This window comes from Galbibacter sp. L-19 (genome assembly GCF_056857615.1).
This window is the reverse complement of the sequence record NZ_JBSXNL010000048.1, coordinates 134,129-149,263: the sequence shown is the minus strand read 5'-3', so window position 1 is coordinate 149,263 and position 15,135 is coordinate 134,129. Positions and strand designations below refer to the sequence as shown.

Sequence of the window (15,135 nt, the reverse complement as noted above, 5' to 3'; positions counted from 1 at the left end):
ATTTCCTCACGTTAGTAGTTCTTATTATTTCTTATTTAAGGCCTTATTCAAGATGTCTAATTGCTTGCTGTCCATCTTATCTAAAAAACGGGATATCTTATCTTTTAAATTATGGCTGGAGAGTCTTTTTAGCTCTTCATACTCATCTGCCACTAATCGTAATCGATATATATACACGCCCACGAAAGCTAGAACCAAGAAGGCAATTACCAGTGCCCAAATTACAAGTGTATTGTCCATAATCTTATTTTTTAAATGGCCAACCCATATAACCTCCCCGTAAATCATAGATTTTTGTAAACCCCATTTCCTGCAACTTTGCAGCGGCTTGTTGGCTTCGATTCCCTGAACGACAGTAGAGATAGATAGGTTCTTTTTTATCTAACTTGTTGAATTCTTCAGAAAATTTTTCCTGCTGGAAGAAATCTATATTTAAAGCCCCTTTAATTGCACCTTCTTTATATTCTTGTGCTGTACGCACATCCACCAATTGGATGTTATCATTTGAAATGGCTTCATTAAATTTTGAAGCTGCAAGGATTTTTATAGAATTGTTTTGTTGCGCTTTTGCGCCGAATAGACTGCTCATAATTATACTTATTTATACGATTTTTTTCATTGTTTTACGCTCTATAAATTTATGAGTATAGTTATAAGTTGTTAGTAACTTATGTTACAGTAGTGCAAAAAAAGCGACGATTGCTCGTCGCTTTTTAACTAACCAACCTTAACTAAAAACTAACTTTGTTGATTACAATGATTTTTTGGCGAGATAAAAATCTACTTTTTCACAGCCGTCATCTGCAATTCTTGCATTCATTTCATCCAATGTTTTCGGCGGTGGCACGATAACCTTATCGCCCTTTTTCCAATCTAATGGCATTGCCACTTTATGTTCATCTGAAACTTGCAAGGCTTCCAGTGCTCTTAAAATCTCATCCATATTTCTACCTACATTCAACGGGTAGTACATTATCAAGCGTATTTTCTTTTTTGGGTCTATAAAGAATACAGCCCGTACTGCTGCAGTTTCGCTCTCGTTGGGTTGTAGCATTCCATAGAGTTTTGATACCTTCATATCAATATCTGCAATGATTGGGAAATCAAAATAGACACCGGTTTTCTCTCTTACGTTGTTTACCCATCCCAAATGCGAGTGTATGCTATCTATGCTCAATCCCAATAATTCTGTATTGAGCGCAGTAAATTCATCATTACGAATTGCAAAACCACTCATTTCGGTTGTACATACAGGTGTAAAATCTGCAGGGTGCGAGAACATCACAATCCATTTATTTTTTGCAAAATCAACCATTTGCATATCCCCTTTAGTTGTTTTCGCTTTAAAATCAGGTGCTTTATCGCCTATTCTTGGCATTGAATGCACTGTAGTTGTTTCCGTGTTTTCCATAATATTTTTTTTATTTGTTGGTATAAAATTATTAAGATTACTTACCGAAAACAGTAACAAGCGTTACACAAACAAGGAATAGTTTCGTTTATATTGCAGAAACGTTAAATCAAATTATATATGGATTACAATACTACTTTTGACGCATTAGGAAACGTTGATATTTATGTCATCGACCAGATATTGAAGGGTCGTTATCTAAATGGCCAATCCATTTTGGATGCTGGTTGTGGTAAAGGACGAAATCTGAAGTGGTTTTATAAGAACGATTTTGAAATATTTGGAATAGATGCGGATTCTGAATTTTTAGCAAATGCCAAACAAAATTACCCTAAAGCAGCATCAAACTTTAGGGTTGGCACATTGGATAAATTGCCTTACGGCGAAAAAAGTTTTGACCACATTTTATGTTGTGCTGTATTGCATTTTGCACAAAGCGAAACCCATTTTACGGCTATGTTTTCAGAATTAATCCGCGTGCTGAAACCTGATGGAATGCTGCTCATTAGGATGGCATCAAATATAGGTTTGGATGGCAATGCCCTAAAAATCATCTTCAAAGACAATGGAAAAAAAGGCAACTACTATCTCACCCGCGAACGTATTACTGATTTAATAACTGAATTTAATATTGATTTGATAGAACCTATTAAAACAACCAATGTTAAAGATGAACGAGCGATGACGACGCTGGTGTTTCAGAAAATGTTTTGATTCATCTTCTTTTTGAAGCTACAAAAAAGAAAGTTTTGTAACGTTTTAAATGGTGTTATATGATTATTATTTAAGCAAGTGATTTTTTCAAAATCATTGCTAAATAACTCTATAAGCTCTTGCTCACAATACTGTTTAATTTTTAGTCCGCTGCATTTTTCAGGCCCATCTTTCGAAAAGGTTCCAATAATTAAGAAATTGGAAACATATTTTTTTGCGATTTGAAAATATTTATCACGTTCTTGAGCTGTTGTAAGAAAGTGAAAGGTTGCCCTATCGTGCCAAACATCATAAGTTTCTGTAGGTTTAAATTCTGTAATATCGCTGACTATCCATTTGATTTGTTTGGATTTATCTCCGAGTCTATACTTTGCTTTTTCCAAAGCTTTGGCTGAAATATCGAGCACGGTAATATTAGTATATCCTTCCTGAAGTAAATAATCCACTAATTTACTGTCTCCGCCTCCTACATCAATGATCTTAGCATCTTTATCTAACATAAAAGAATCTAAAAAATCCAATGATGTTATAGGCTTTTCTTGGGTCCAACTTACTTGTTCTGGATTTTTAGTTTCATATACTGATTCCCAATGTTGCTTGCGATTTAGTTCCTTTGCCCTTTTCATTAGTGTGTTTTCTTTGATAAATGGTATTTTATTTCAATGTTGATGGACAAACATAATCTGTAGTCTCAACACCAGCTTCTTTTATTGCCTTATATCCGCCTTGCACATCGATTAAATTATGTATGCCACGGCTTTTCAAAATAGAAGTTGCAATCATACTGCGATAGCCACCTTCACAATGGACGTAAAAGGTTTCATTTTTTGGATATTCTGCTAGATGTTGGTTTATATTGGATAAAGATGTGTTGTTCGCGTTGAGCACGTGTTCACTTTGAAACTCGGAAGGCTTTCTTACATCAAATACTGGAACATCATAATTGCTATCATCTTCAATTTGTTTGAATTCGCTAGCGGAAATAGATGTTACCATATCGTATTCCCTTGCCGCTCTTTTCCAAGCTTCAAAACCACCATCTAAATAGCCCAATGTATTGTCAAAGCCAACACGCGATAATCGTGTAATTGTTTCTTCAATTCGGTCTTTATCGGCAATCAACAAGATGGGTTGCTTCACATCTTTTATCAAATCGCCAACCCAAGGTGCAAAGCTTCCGTCAATACCTATAAAAATTGACCCTGGAATATGTCCTTTTGCAAAATCGTTTTGGTGCCTTACATCCAGCACCACGACTCCTGTTTCGTTGGCTACGGCTTCAAAAGCATCTGGCGCTAGCGCATTTTCGCTTTGAGCGATTACTTCGTCTATATTTTTATAGCCCTCTTTGTTCATTTTTACATTCATAGGGAAATAGGCTGGTGGCGGTAACAAGCCGGCAGTCACTTCCCTTACAAACTCTTCCTTGGTCATATCGGCACGTAAGGCATAGTTCATTTCTTTTTGGTGTCCCAAAGTATCGACAGTTTCCTTCATCATATTTTTACCACAGGCTGAACCTGCACCGTGAGCCGGATATACCATTATATCATCTGCAAGCGGCATAATTTTATTACGAAGGCTATCGTATAGTGTTTCTGCAAGCTGTTCTTGGGTCATATGTGCAGCCTTTTGTGCCAGATCGGGTCGTCCTACATCACCAAGGAATAATGTATCACCTGTAAACAAGGCTTGGTCTTTTCCATCTTTGCCCTTTAACAAATAGGTGGTGCTTTCCATTGTGTGCCCCGGTGTGTGTAGTGCTATGAAAGTAAGGTCGCCTAGTTTGAATTCCTGCCCATCCTTTGCAGTAGTGGCTTTAAATGTTGGATTTGCATTTGGGCCATAGATGATAGGTGCATCGGTTTTTTCTGAAAGGGTAACGTGACCTGAAACAAAATCAGCGTGAAAGTGGGTTTCAAAAATATATTTGATTTTTGCACCAGCCGCTTCAGCTTTGTCTATGTAAGGTTGCACTTCGCGCAATGGGTCAATAATAGCCACTTCTCCCTTGCTTTCAATATAATAGGCACCTTGTGCCAAACACCCTGTGTAAATCTGTTCTATTTTCATAATTTTTATGTTTTAAGTTATCGCTATTTTAAATTATGCTTTCGCAATTCAACTGCATTAAACATAAACTTGAGCGGGAATTATAGATTTAAAATTATAAGAGATTTTTCTGTTTGTCAGTAACCATTGTTACGCTACTTATCTTTTTTGAAGGGATACTTCATTTGTTTTATAAAAGTATTAGGAAAGTTAGCGTCATCTTCAAACCCCAATTCGATATCACGGCCACTGTCAGGAACGTATGCAGTCCCGAACAGGTAATCCCAAATACTCAAGGTAAGCCCAAAGTTCATTCCGTAAGGGCGTTCAGCTGGTAATGCTTTGGCGTGATGCCAAATATGCATTCGAGGATTGTTGAATATATAACCAAATTTCCCATAGCTCCAGTCGAGATTTGCGTGATTAAGATGCCCAACAAAAACAGTAAACATATGTACAACAAAAAATTGTTCAATACCAAAACCTATCATTGCCAAAGGAATGTATTGAATGGATTTATATACGATAGTTTCCAAAAAATGAAATCGAAATTGAGCAGCAAAACCCATTTCCTTTACGCTGTGGTGCACTTTATGGAATTTCCACATCCACGGAACCCGATGCAGCATTCTGTGCACATTCCATTGCACAAAATCTGCTACTATGAACATAATAAAAAGCTGCATCCATACAGGAAAATCCTGTACTTCTACTGCAACAATATTTTTGATGCCAAATATGCCCAAGCAGTCATTAAATAATTCGACCCCTACATTTGAAAGAGCGTTGTAACCAATTAATGAAAACAGGAAAAAATTAAAGAGGATGTAAAAAGTATCGAGCCAAAACCCTTTTCTAATGACTGACTGTTTCTTACGCCAAGGAACGATGATTTCAAATAAAAACACAAGAATAGAAAGACCTAATAACCAATAAAAATAATTAGTCCAAGAGGGATTGGAAATTTCCTTAATTAGGTAATTGAAGTAACCTGAAAAAGAACGCTCTATTATGTCAATGTATTTCCCCATTGCTATTGATCGGAAATTTCCTTATATATAATATAAATTCCCATTAGAAGTACAAACCAGCCAAATGCCTTTTTAAGTTTTTTGCCATCGATAAATTTATTAAGCCAAATACCTATAAATATACCCACTACTGATATTGAAGTAAATAGCAGCAAAAACAACCAGTCTATATCATAGTTTTGCACATCTCCTAAAAACCCTATCAACGAATTAATAGCAATTATAAAAAGAGAGGTGGCCACCGCTTTTTTCATCGGCAATTTGGCCAAAAGAACCAATGCCGGAATAATTAAAAACCCACCTCCTGCGCCAACCATTCCAGTTACAATTCCAATGAAAAAGCCCTGCACCACCAACAAGAGGTGATTAGATTTTTTTTCAACTATTTCTGTATTAAGTTGCCGATTTCCATTGCGAATCATAGTAATGGATGCCAAAAGCATTACAATGGCAAAAAATAGCATAATGGCCAAATTTTTTGTGACCATAAAATCATTAACTTCAAAAAATCGTTCTGGAATTACAGGGATTAAATAAGCTCTTGTTAAATATACAGCTGTAAAAGCGGGAACGGCAAAAATAAGGGCCGTTTTAAAATCTACCTTACCCTTCATCATATTTTTAAGTGCTCCTACAAGTGAAGTTGTACCCACTACAAATAATGAATATGCTGTAGCAATTACTGGATTAAATGATAAGGCATAAACCAAAATGGGTACAGTTAAAATTGAACCACCACCTATCAATCCTAACACAATTCCAATAAATAGCGCACCTGCATAACCAAAAATTTCTATAATGTCCATTTATCTATCTACCTAATGATAGAACAAATGTAAAGGGCATATTAAACAAGTTTGGTAACTGATGTTACAAGACTTCAATAAAACTACGGTGTAATTTTATTTTTTTATTGATTTCCATTTTTTTGAGTAGTCTGGAAACCACCACACGGCTAGTATGTAAATCTGAAGCAATTTCCTTATGGGTTGTATAGATATGCTTACTGTTAATTAGGATAATTCTATTTTGGATATAGTTTTCCAAACGTTCATCCATATTATTGAATGCAATATTGTCAATACTTTCAAGCATTTCCATCATTCGCGCGTGATAGCTAGAAAATACAAAGTTTCGCCAAGATTTGTATTTTCGGGACCATTCTTCCATCATTCCTACGGGAACCATCAGAAGTTTAATGTCCGTTTCAGATACAGCGTGTATTTCACTTTTGGAATCTCCGATGCAGCAACTCATTGTCATTGCACAGGTGTCACCTTTTTCAATATGATAAAGCAACAATTCATCGCCATCGCCATCAGGACGCATAATTTTGATACTGCCAGACAACAGTAACGGTATTGATTTTATATATTGACCAGGTTTCATTAAATCTTGTCCTTCCGGAACTTCCATAAAAGTCCCAACTTGGTTGATTTCTTCCAAAAGTGCAAGTTCAAATTGTGAGCCATAATATTTTTTAAGTTCTTGAATCATTGCTTACTTTTTTAGCGATTTCAGGATTGTATTTTAAAAAGAAATGTGCCCAAATGGATTTTGAAACTGCTCCTATATAGGACATTGTAATAAGCAACGCGGCGACAATACTTAGCATTATTCCTGTTGGACCGAAATCCAAACCAAATATGAGCGTAAGCACATAAGCTGCCACAGCCACCGCAATACCAACGCCATAAGAAACATACATAGACCCTGTATAAAAGCTTGGTTCTATATGATATTTTAACTTACATTTTGGACAGTATTCCCTTACTTTATTCATATTTGAAATTCTATAAGGATGTCCCTCCAGAAATTCCCCTTGACGGCACTGTGGGCATTTTAAGAATAAGATGCTGTATAATTTTGTCTTTTTCAATTTTAAGTCTACCTAAATTTTAGGTAAAAATACAAGGAATTGATTTAATTTTCGGTAACAGATGTTACATAAAATCAAATGAGAAATATAATATTCTGATTATTTGGATTTTTAAATATCTACTTGTGGTCTTTTTAAGTTATTAAAGGATCAATGATATTTCTTTTTAAATTTGAAATATAATATGGAATGATATTAAATGCCTTCATATTCTAAAAAAAATATTTGGGCAGCAAAAATATCAAAATGTTGTACTCGACCCTTTTTTAGGGTGGATTTAGAACAAAAAAAGCCGAAGATTTCTCTTCGACTTTTGTACGGGCGGGGGACTCGAACTCCCACATCTCGCGGCACCAGATTCTAAGTCTGGCGTGTCTACCAATTCCTCCACCCCCGCATTTAATATTTTTATAAGCTTTTTCTTGCTTAATTCCCATGTTTTGCTATTGAACATATAGATAAGTAGAGTTTTACTGTTAAGTATACATATTGACTTATTGAATGCGCCTATTTATATTTTTTTGCACCTAAATTTTATTATATATGTCTTGTAGCGCTCATTTTTCATTTCTTGCACCCGTTTTTAATGGTATCTCTCTTCCTGATGAAGGATTTATTTCAGGTTATGCAGCGATTATTCATGGTTTACAGTTGCCAGTTCCTTTACCAATTCCATTTACAGTGGTAAGTTTGAAAACAGTACGTGTCCAAAATGATAACTTCACTTACTTGCCCAAAAGTTATAAAGTGGATGATTCACTTGAATATACAGAAATACAGGCACTCTATAAACATTTAGTGTTTGCCTTAAAATATGAAGGGGTGAATCTTTTAGTATTTAGTGCCTTAGTAAAACATTATAGTGAAGAGGAGCTGATTCAATTGGTCAGTATTGAGCCTACAGGTCAATATTCAAGAAGAATTTGGTTTTTAATAGAATGGTTACTCGGATCGGAACTTACGGGTATTTCCAGCATTAGTAAAAAAAGCTATGTTGACGTAATTGACACCCAATTACAATATGGTGTAAAAGCAATACGGTCACCCCGTCAAATGGTCAATAACAATTTACCCGGAACCGTTGACTTCTGCCCACTGGTTCGTAAAACAGCTTTTTTGGAGCATCATATTCAGGAAAATTTATCAGCCAGAAACAAAATCTATCTAAAGGGTATACGAAAAAGTATTTTACAAAGAGCTGCTTCCTTTTTATTATTAAAAGATTCCAAGGCTTCTTTTACCATTGAAGGGGAAAGCCCCAAAAGCAAACGTACCGCACGTTGGGGATAAGCCATAGGGCAAGCAGGCATGAAAGACCTAAGCCATGAGGAATTTGAACGCCTACAGCAACTCGTCATAGAAAATTCCCGTTTTATTGATATGGGCTACCGTAAAAAGGGAGGTTTTATAGGGTAACGGGATAAGGATACTTTTTCTCCCATCCCAGACCACATTTCCGCAAAACATGAAGATATTCCGATACTGATGATGGGGTTGTTGGAAACTAATAGTAAACTATTGGACGATGAGATAGATGCTGTACTTTCCGCAACCATTATTGCGTTTGGGTTTGTAAACATTCACCCTTTTGTAGATGGAAATGGACGTATTCATCGCTATTTGGTTCATCATATATTAGCTAAAAAAAGTTTTTCGGAGCAAGGAATTATTTTCCCTGTTTCCGCCTGTATCCTTAATCATATTGGAGATTATCAAAAAGTACTGGAAAGTTATTCCACCTCTTTATTGGATTTTATTGAATGGAAGGAGACAACTGACCACAATGTTGAAGTCATCAATGAAACTATAGATTATTATCGTTATTTTGATGCAACTGCACACGCAGAGTTTTTATATGGTTGTGTCAAGGATACCATTGAAAATATCATTCCTCAAGAAGTTGATTATTTGACCAAATACGAAGAGTTTAAGTATTATATTGACAACACATATGCAATGCCTGATGATATGGTGTCATTATTAGTACGCTTTTTGGAGCAAAACAATGGTAAATTCTCTAAACGGGCAAAAGCGAAAGAATTCTCAATGCTTACTAAAAGAGAAATTGAAGATATTCAATCCCAATATAATTTGATTTTTACCTCCTGAAAAAGAATAAAGAGAACTAAAAATCAACAACTTTATCCAAAGCAGCATCAGCCTCTTTTTTCATAAAGTTTGCTTGGTAATTTATAGTAGTCGTCACGGAAGAATGACGGTATAATTTCTGCAGCATTTGAATAGGAATTTTATCCCCGGAGATATTACCAAAAGTATGGCGGGCAATATGCATACTCAATTTTTTATTAATATTGAGTTTATCGGCTACTCGCTGAAGTTTTCGATTGACATTTCTGTTTACCGATTGTGTTCTTGAAAGGAGGGATTTTTTATCATTTAAATCGATTTCTCCCAAATCCGGAAATACTAGGTTATTTTTGTTAGAGAATTGTCTATAGAATTCCAATATGGCTTTAGCTTTTTCCGGAACTTTTAAAGAATCATGTTTTTGATTTTTGCTCATTCTGTAATAAAGCCTGTCATCCTTAAAGTCTGACCATTTTAGAAGTAATAAATCTCCAACCCGTATGCCGGCAAAGTAAAAACTGAACAACCACAAATTAACGGCATGTTTCTGTGGAGGGGTTAAGTTTGGTGCGTTTTCCAATAACCTGACTTCTTCAATACTCAACCCGATCTTTTCAGACTGCGGAAACTTGATTTGAATTTTCCCCTTTCCAAAGGGATAGCTGTCTTTACTAGCCAATGAATCGGAAATAGCCCTGTTATACACTGTACGAATAACCATCAAATAGTTTACCACAGTTCTTGGAGCCTTTTTGTCTTGATGTAACAAATAGGTTTCAAATTTTCTCAAAAGAAAAACAGTGATTTCCCGAAAGGCTAATTCCTGTTTACCTACAAAATTTTTAAACTTTTGGATTCTGTTCTTTTGTGTTTTGTACTGACGGTATTTTTCACTTTTCAAAAGATTGTCTAAGTAGCGTTCGGCAACGAGAAAAAAATCAGCTTTTTTCTTTTCAACGATTTTCTTCTTGATAGTTGAAATAGATTCATAATCATCTTTTGCTTCAGATTCCAATAGTTGACCATTTGCTTCAGAAAGTTTTTTGAGGATTAGTTGGTTGAGTCTTGTAGCATTTGGGTGAGATGATTTTACAAGTCTATTACCTTCATCCCAAAATTTAGGAGCAACATATTGACCAGTATACAAATAGGTAGATCTTCTATTTTTTGTAATTCTGATAACAATAGGATGCTCTTTATCAGCTTTTTTTTTCTTCCATAAAATTGCTCTAATTGATGCCATAAATGATATCTTTAATATAAAGATACAACATCTCAGGTAAAACATAGGTAAAACATTTTACCATTTTTCTTATATTTATTTGGTATTTTTTAACATTCAAAAATATTTAACTAATTGATTACCAGTTAAATTGCATTTTATTGATTTGGACAGGTAATTTTCTCATAACCCGAAGGTCACTGGTTCGAGTCCAGTTCCCGCTACTAGAAAAGAAAGGCTTCACAGAAATGTGAAGCCTTTCTTTTTTACAAGGGGTACAGAATAGGTACAGAATACTGGTTTTTTTATCAAGGCATTTATATCTGTACTGATTGTAATTAATTGCAATCAAATCCTATTATTTCTACTTTCTCCGAAATAATTTTATCTATAACTTTATCATTATAATATCATATATGATATTATAATATAGGTTTTATGAGTGCTTTTTAAAAGTGGGACGTTTATTTGCCTTTCTCAATCTCATTAAAAACAAAAAGATCATTATCCAAAAGTATATAAGAGTCTGGTGTCCCTGATTTTGTTTCTTTTTTCCCTAATGCCATACCAGACCGACCAAAATCTTTGTGAGACGGGTAATTCTATTTATTTTCAATCAAACCTAATTTAAATTCTTCCAAAATTTGAACAGCATATTCTAAATCCCATTCTCTATTTCTTATCCATTGTTTGGCAATTACTGAATCTTTGGCATTTGCAACGTTATCGTTGATAGTTTTTAAAATTCTATCATTGATGGCTTCTGAAATATTTAAAAACTGGCTTGCTTTTCTCCCTAATACTCTTGCTGCAATTTTGAATTGATCCAAGTCATCTTCTTCCGGAAAGGTATCATTATGATGTTCTACTATTTCATCAAAATTTAAATCGAAGTAATGTTCTATAATTCTCAAAATATCATAGAGGTCGTTATCCCTATCTTCTGGCCTGTCACTCCAGGCGATTAATTTAAGAATCACCATTCCTGGAAGGGACGGAATCTTTAAAGACTTTTCTTCTATTTGAACGGTCCCGGATTCTTGTAGCACTTCGCTAAACCCTAAAACGTGCAAATCTGTATAGCGTTCATTAAATTGTATGGTGAATTTTTCCTCAATTTCTCCAAAAGGTAATAGGTCAATGGCAATATTGAATCTGTCATTATATAAAGTCCACGGCGCTTCTACTTTGTTAAATCCATATTTGAGAAGTGCTTCAACCACGGCTTCAAATTCCTGTATGGAAGCTATCATTATTGCAAAATCAATATCTTTTGTTCCCCTGCTCGGTTTAATGCCCCCTTTCAATAGTTCTAAGGCTACCGCACTTGCGCCAATGAGGTAATATGGTATGTTCAGTTTTACCAATACATCATCGATAATGTCAAAAACTTCTTTAAAATAAGGGATTGCTAATTCCTTATAGGTTTGGTTTGATTTGCTCATTGAAAATTATGTTTGCAGTTTCTTTGCTTCTTTTATCGTTCCCAATCATCAATTCTGCATAAACCAATGCTGTGGGTGCTGTATTCTCGTTAAATTGGGGGTTCCAAAAGAGGTCGTATGCCCATACATCTCCTTCATCATCTGGAATTAATCTATAGTTGACCATCAGATCTCTTACGGTCTCTACGGTATATAGTATAAACTTTTCCGGACGTAAATGATTAGTAAGTATATCCCCTGCAGGTTCACCTCCCCATACGGTTTTCCCTGGGTTGAACTGTATCTCTTTCCAATCTTGATTTTTATTTTGAAATCTAAAACGTTGCTTAAAAATCGTAGGTCTTAAAGTTTGTTCAAATTCTGTAATCCATCTATTGAGGAGTTCTTCATAATTATTAATGACGTATTCATTCTTATTCAATTTTAAAATGAAGTTGGTGTCCAATAGTCCATTAATAATTAAAGGAATATTTCCCAAGCCTACATTTGTAATCTCAGCAATATCTCTCTGTGTTTGATTTAGTAACTGGGGATTTAATAAAAAATGAAATATGACTTTAAGTCCCGTTTTGGTAAATGCCCTATTTCCTTTATCCTTTTTAGTTTTAAGTGTCTTATTGGTATCAATATATAGGAATACGTCATTATGGTTTATATAGACATTTCCATTGCCCTCTAAATAATTCACGTTATGCTCTCTTAGTTCTTCCTTTACCTTTGGAAATAGCTTTTCCACTACCAATAGAAAGTTTTGAAATTCATTGTTGTAATGAAGTATATTGAGTATTTGATGATTTTTTACATCCTTTTTAATCTCTACCATTAATAAGACCTTCTTATCATTCAGGGTTATATCCAATTCCCCATCTATACCGATGTCTTTATTAGGAGCAATAGTTTTCCAGTCCCAAGTAATTGGGATATCCTTCTCTAAATTATGAATTGCATTATTGAAAATATCTAATTCAGTCATTACAAAAACATTTTTGTTCATTATTTTTATTTGTTCATTATTCGTGAACATAATTTATTTGTGAACAAATATACATATTTATTCTGATTAATACATATAAACCACTCAGCACATTCCCCTTCATTTTGCGAAAAGCTAGATTTCGGGCAAAGAGCTTCCCTAAAAAGTCTTGGACACCATCCTCAATTTCTCCTTTCCATTCCGTTAACCCTTCACGATGCTCTGGGAAGGAACACTGTATTCCCAATCCGAAATCGTGAACGCTCGAGATAGGCTGGAATATTAAATTCCTCGCAAACCGAAAGGGCTTGTTTAGATTGTTCTTGCCAACCCTCCTTATCAAAATCTGCAACTATAAAGGAGGATGTATTGTTTTTTAACAAAGGATAAACACCAATGGCTTGCGTACCTTTCAAATGTTTCTTGATTTGGAAATCATCAAGCCGTAGATACGTTTTGTCTTTATAATTTTTAAAAGTTCCACCCCGTTGCTTGTGTAGCCGGTACATATATGGATCATATGAATAAGCTGGCATATACCCTTTTTTCTTATCCTTTTCCCAGCGCAGGGCAAAAATGTCTTCTCTACCTCTGAAAAGGGTTTTGAACAGTTTCAATCTTTCGTCTTCAGGAGTTCCTTCCACACTTCACTTTTTATAGGTTTACTTTCCAATAACCTCCTTTATCGGGACCTACCCTGTCTATCACACCTGTCTTTTTTAATTTAGCTAGCTGTTTTTCTACAGCCCTTGTACTAATGCTGATTATTTCGGCTATTTCTGAGGCAGTACTATTTTCATTTTCCAATAACAACCCAATTATTTTCCCCGAACTTCCTCCGAACTTTTCTCCGAACTTTCTCCGAACTTCTTCAAGTTGGACTTGATATTCGGTCTGTGTTATTTCTGTTTCTCTTTCAATAACATTGCTAACAGATTTAGGAAAGACCATTCTAAGGAAGTTGTCCGAAAACTTAAAACAATCCTTACTATAAGTTTCTAAAATCCGTGGCACGCCAGAACCTAATTGTTCCACTAGCTCAAGATCCTTGTATACCCTCATAATTCCTTTGTTCCTAGGAACGGAATAACCTTCGAAAAAATCTTCCTTACTTAAGCCGTTTGGCAAACCACCAGTAGAAGTGATTTCAATGCGGTCATCAAAAATTTCGAATTTTGGAGGAACCTCAGTAGTATAATCGTTATGGATTATGGCATTAAGAACGGCCTCCCTTAATGCTACCTGATTCCACAGACGTTGGCTTATGCGTTCTTTTGAGGTAATCTTAGTACGGGTGGTGTTTTCCACCTCTAGTTTATCTAAGATACTATTGGTAGCTTTAATGAGGGAGCAATAACCATATTCTTGATTTTCTATAAGGTCAACCCTATTATTACCATAGTATTTTGCCAACTTCATTGAGTTCCCGTTTTCATCAGCCATTAAGTAGGCAAGATAATTAAATGCCTTGTCACCTGTAAGCAACTCTAAGTTAATCGGAAAATTTTTATTCAAACGGGTGCCTCTTTCCTCATAATAAATTTTAAGCTGCTCAAAGGTTAGTTCTTGCCTGTTTGATTTTATGATGTTGATAGAATTCCGTGTACGTTTAGCAAAAAGCTCATCAATCATTCTTTGCGGCATAGGCTCTGCAGCTGTACCAGAACGCATAAAAGCTCCTTTTTCGGTCATTCCATACTTCTTCTTAAAGTAGGGTTTTTCACTTCCGCCAGCTACAATCACTTTAATAATATGTTTCCCTTCATGTTCTTCTGTCACAATATCGAACAAGCCAAGGGCAGAAGGAAGAATGTTGTTTTTAATACGGTCTTTCAGTTTTAGCATATCGCTGTCCACATCAGTAACACCAATAGTTTTACCTGTCTTTTCTATACCAATGTATATTACTCCACCTTCACGATAGTTGAGGAAAGCAATTACTTCTTTTTCTATATCTACTTCTTTGGTAAGTTCCCGTTTGTATTCTATCCGGTTTGTTTCAGTCATTATAGCACTTGCTTTAACTCAAAGATACCAAAGTTGGATAAGCATTTCAATGTTTTTTACCCAATTTAAGATTGTTTAATATTCAGGTTATGTTATGTTATGAACTAAATATTTTCAAAAGTGAGATACTCTAATTTACATTTAGTCATAGTGGATAACAAATCAAAAAGAGTGAACAGTTCCAACTGAAGCTTTAGTCTCAATTTGATTTTTAGTAATTATTATTTTTTTGCTTGTAAATGACTTTTATATTTAATCCCCAATAAAGAGATTCGAAAATTGTTTCTTGATAAAACTACTGCGCTAAAAGAAT

Annotated in this window: 17 protein-coding genes; 3 read left to right on the top strand and 14 right to left on the bottom strand. The window is 35.0% G+C overall.

The window, feature by feature from the left end; all coding sequences use genetic code 11:
- Window positions 1-24: 24 nt before the first annotated feature.
- The 3 genes from AC13CQ_RS07605 to AC13CQ_RS07595 form a co-directional block, all read right to left on the bottom strand.
- Window positions 25-240: a hypothetical protein gene (locus tag AC13CQ_RS07605; RefSeq protein WP_008610627.1), complete on the bottom strand. Its 216-nt coding sequence runs from the start codon at window positions 238-240 to the stop codon at window positions 25-27.
- Window positions 241-244: 4 nt separating this feature from the next.
- Complete coding sequence (locus AC13CQ_RS07600; protein ID WP_008610628.1) at window positions 245-589, bottom strand: rhodanese-like domain-containing protein; 345 nt, start codon at window positions 587-589, stop codon at window positions 245-247.
- 162 nt (window positions 590-751) lie between these two features.
- The gene (locus AC13CQ_RS07595; RefSeq protein ID WP_008610630.1) at window positions 752-1,411 is read right to left on the bottom strand and encodes a peroxiredoxin; all 660 of its coding nucleotides are present in this window, start codon (window positions 1,409-1,411) and stop codon (window positions 752-754) included.
- 120 nt (window positions 1,412-1,531) lie between these two features.
- Here AC13CQ_RS07595 and AC13CQ_RS07590 point away from each other — a divergent pair, with 120 nt between their 5' ends.
- Window positions 1,532-2,125, top strand: a complete 594-nt coding sequence (locus AC13CQ_RS07590; protein WP_008610631.1) for a class I SAM-dependent methyltransferase — start codon at window positions 1,532-1,534, stop codon at window positions 2,123-2,125.
- On the opposite strand, the gene AC13CQ_RS07585 is transcribed toward AC13CQ_RS07590, so the two are convergent.
- The 6 genes from AC13CQ_RS07585 to AC13CQ_RS07560 form a co-directional block, all read right to left on the bottom strand.
- Complete coding sequence (locus tag AC13CQ_RS07585; protein WP_008610632.1) at window positions 2,110-2,751, bottom strand: class I SAM-dependent methyltransferase; 642 nt, start codon at window positions 2,749-2,751, stop codon at window positions 2,110-2,112. The two genes, AC13CQ_RS07590 and AC13CQ_RS07585, sit on opposite strands and share 16 nt — an antisense overlap.
- A 28-nt stretch (window positions 2,752-2,779) precedes the next feature.
- Entirely contained in the window at window positions 2,780-4,198 is a 1,419-nt protein-coding gene (locus tag AC13CQ_RS07580) for an MBL fold metallo-hydrolase (RefSeq protein WP_008610633.1), read from the bottom strand.
- A 134-nt stretch (window positions 4,199-4,332) separates the two neighbouring features.
- Window positions 4,333-5,208 carry a sterol desaturase family protein gene (locus AC13CQ_RS07575; protein WP_008610634.1) on the bottom strand — a complete coding sequence of 292 codons (876 nt, stop codon included), beginning with the start codon at window positions 5,206-5,208 and terminating at the stop codon, window positions 4,333-4,335.
- 2 nt (window positions 5,209-5,210) lie between these two features.
- The gene (locus tag AC13CQ_RS07570) at window positions 5,211-6,014 is read right to left on the bottom strand and encodes a sulfite exporter TauE/SafE family protein (RefSeq protein ID WP_482882761.1); all 804 of its coding nucleotides are present in this window, start codon (window positions 6,012-6,014) and stop codon (window positions 5,211-5,213) included.
- Between the two features lie 64 nt (window positions 6,015-6,078).
- Window positions 6,079-6,705 (bottom strand): Crp/Fnr family transcriptional regulator, encoded by a 627-nt coding sequence (locus tag AC13CQ_RS07565; protein ID WP_008610637.1) that lies wholly within the window; start codon window positions 6,703-6,705, stop codon window positions 6,079-6,081.
- The gene (locus AC13CQ_RS07560) at window positions 6,689-6,991 is read right to left on the bottom strand and encodes a DUF983 domain-containing protein (protein ID WP_245547634.1); all 303 of its coding nucleotides are present in this window, start codon (window positions 6,989-6,991) and stop codon (window positions 6,689-6,691) included. The genes AC13CQ_RS07565 and AC13CQ_RS07560 overlap by 17 nt, the downstream gene beginning before the upstream one ends.
- Before the next feature lie 639 nt (window positions 6,992-7,630).
- Between AC13CQ_RS07560 and AC13CQ_RS07555 the strand changes: the two genes are divergently transcribed.
- Both AC13CQ_RS07555 and AC13CQ_RS07550 read left to right on the top strand, forming a co-directional pair.
- Window positions 7,631-8,377, top strand: a complete 747-nt coding sequence (locus AC13CQ_RS07555) for a hypothetical protein (protein ID WP_474506640.1) — start codon at window positions 7,631-7,633, stop codon at window positions 8,375-8,377.
- Window positions 8,378-8,527: 150 nt separating this feature from the next.
- Window positions 8,528-9,196, top strand: a complete 669-nt coding sequence (locus AC13CQ_RS07550; RefSeq protein WP_482882768.1) for a Fic family protein — start codon at window positions 8,528-8,530, stop codon at window positions 9,194-9,196.
- A gap of 16 nt (window positions 9,197-9,212) precedes the next feature.
- Here the strand turns inward: AC13CQ_RS07550 and AC13CQ_RS07545 are convergent, their stop codons facing one another.
- The 5 genes from AC13CQ_RS07545 to AC13CQ_RS07525 all read right to left on the bottom strand — a co-directional run bounded on the left by AC13CQ_RS07545 (window position 9,213) and on the right by AC13CQ_RS07525 (window position 14,822).
- Window positions 9,213-10,463: a phage integrase SAM-like domain-containing protein gene (locus tag AC13CQ_RS07545; RefSeq protein ID WP_317133716.1), complete on the bottom strand. Its 1,251-nt coding sequence runs from the start codon at window positions 10,461-10,463 to the stop codon at window positions 9,213-9,215.
- Between the two features lie 536 nt (window positions 10,464-10,999).
- Window positions 11,000-11,842: a nucleotidyl transferase AbiEii/AbiGii toxin family protein gene (locus tag AC13CQ_RS07540; RefSeq protein ID WP_335588787.1), complete on the bottom strand. Its 843-nt coding sequence runs from the start codon at window positions 11,840-11,842 to the stop codon at window positions 11,000-11,002.
- On the bottom strand, window positions 11,817-12,836 hold the full coding sequence (locus AC13CQ_RS07535) for a type IV toxin-antitoxin system AbiEi family antitoxin (protein WP_335588788.1): 1,020 nt from the start codon (window positions 12,834-12,836) through the stop codon (window positions 11,817-11,819). The genes AC13CQ_RS07540 and AC13CQ_RS07535 overlap by 26 nt, the downstream gene beginning before the upstream one ends.
- 191 nt (window positions 12,837-13,027) lie before the next feature.
- Window positions 13,028-13,459: a TOTE conflict system archaeo-eukaryotic primase domain-containing protein gene (locus AC13CQ_RS07530; protein WP_474506641.1), complete on the bottom strand. Its 432-nt coding sequence runs from the start codon at window positions 13,457-13,459 to the stop codon at window positions 13,028-13,030.
- Between the two features lie 10 nt (window positions 13,460-13,469).
- Entirely contained in the window at window positions 13,470-14,822 is a 1,353-nt protein-coding gene (locus AC13CQ_RS07525; RefSeq protein ID WP_474506642.1) for an ATP-binding protein, read from the bottom strand.
- Window positions 14,823-15,135 lie beyond the last annotated feature (313 nt).

Coding starts and splice junctions, on each gene's coding strand:
- AC13CQ_RS07605 (WP_008610627.1), bottom strand. CDS start 240: ATGGACAATACACTTGTAATTTGGGCACTGGTAATTGCCTTCTTGGTT.
- AC13CQ_RS07600 (WP_008610628.1), bottom strand. CDS start 589: ATGAGCAGTCTATTCGGCGCAAAAGCGCAACAAAACAATTCTATAAAA.
- AC13CQ_RS07595 (WP_008610630.1), bottom strand. CDS start 1,411: ATGGAAAACACGGAAACAACTACAGTGCATTCAATGCCAAGAATAGGC.
- AC13CQ_RS07590 (WP_008610631.1), top strand. CDS start 1,532: ATGGATTACAATACTACTTTTGACGCATTAGGAAACGTTGATATTTAT.
- AC13CQ_RS07585 (WP_008610632.1), bottom strand. CDS start 2,751: ATGAAAAGGGCAAAGGAACTAAATCGCAAGCAACATTGGGAATCAGTA.
- AC13CQ_RS07580 (WP_008610633.1), bottom strand. CDS start 4,198: ATGAAAATAGAACAGATTTACACAGGGTGTTTGGCACAAGGTGCCTAT.
- AC13CQ_RS07575 (WP_008610634.1), bottom strand. CDS start 5,208: ATGGGGAAATACATTGACATAATAGAGCGTTCTTTTTCAGGTTACTTC.
- AC13CQ_RS07570 (WP_482882761.1), bottom strand. CDS start 6,014: ATGGACATTATAGAAATTTTTGGTTATGCAGGTGCGCTATTTATTGGA.
- AC13CQ_RS07565 (WP_008610637.1), bottom strand. CDS start 6,705: ATGATTCAAGAACTTAAAAAATATTATGGCTCACAATTTGAACTTGCA.
- AC13CQ_RS07560 (WP_245547634.1), bottom strand. CDS start 6,991: ATGAATAAAGTAAGGGAATACTGTCCAAAATGTAAGTTAAAATATCAT.
- AC13CQ_RS07555 (WP_474506640.1), top strand. CDS start 7,631: ATGTCTTGTAGCGCTCATTTTTCATTTCTTGCACCCGTTTTTAATGGT.
- AC13CQ_RS07545 (WP_317133716.1), bottom strand. CDS start 10,463: ATGTTTTACCTGAGATGTTGTATCTTTATATTAAAGATATCATTTATG.
- AC13CQ_RS07540 (WP_335588787.1), bottom strand. CDS start 11,842: ATGAGCAAATCAAACCAAACCTATAAGGAATTAGCAATCCCTTATTTT.
- AC13CQ_RS07535 (WP_335588788.1), bottom strand. CDS start 12,836: ATGAACAAAAATGTTTTTGTAATGACTGAATTAGATATTTTCAATAAT.
- AC13CQ_RS07525 (WP_474506642.1), bottom strand. CDS start 14,822: ATGACTGAAACAAACCGGATAGAATACAAACGGGAACTTACCAAAGAA.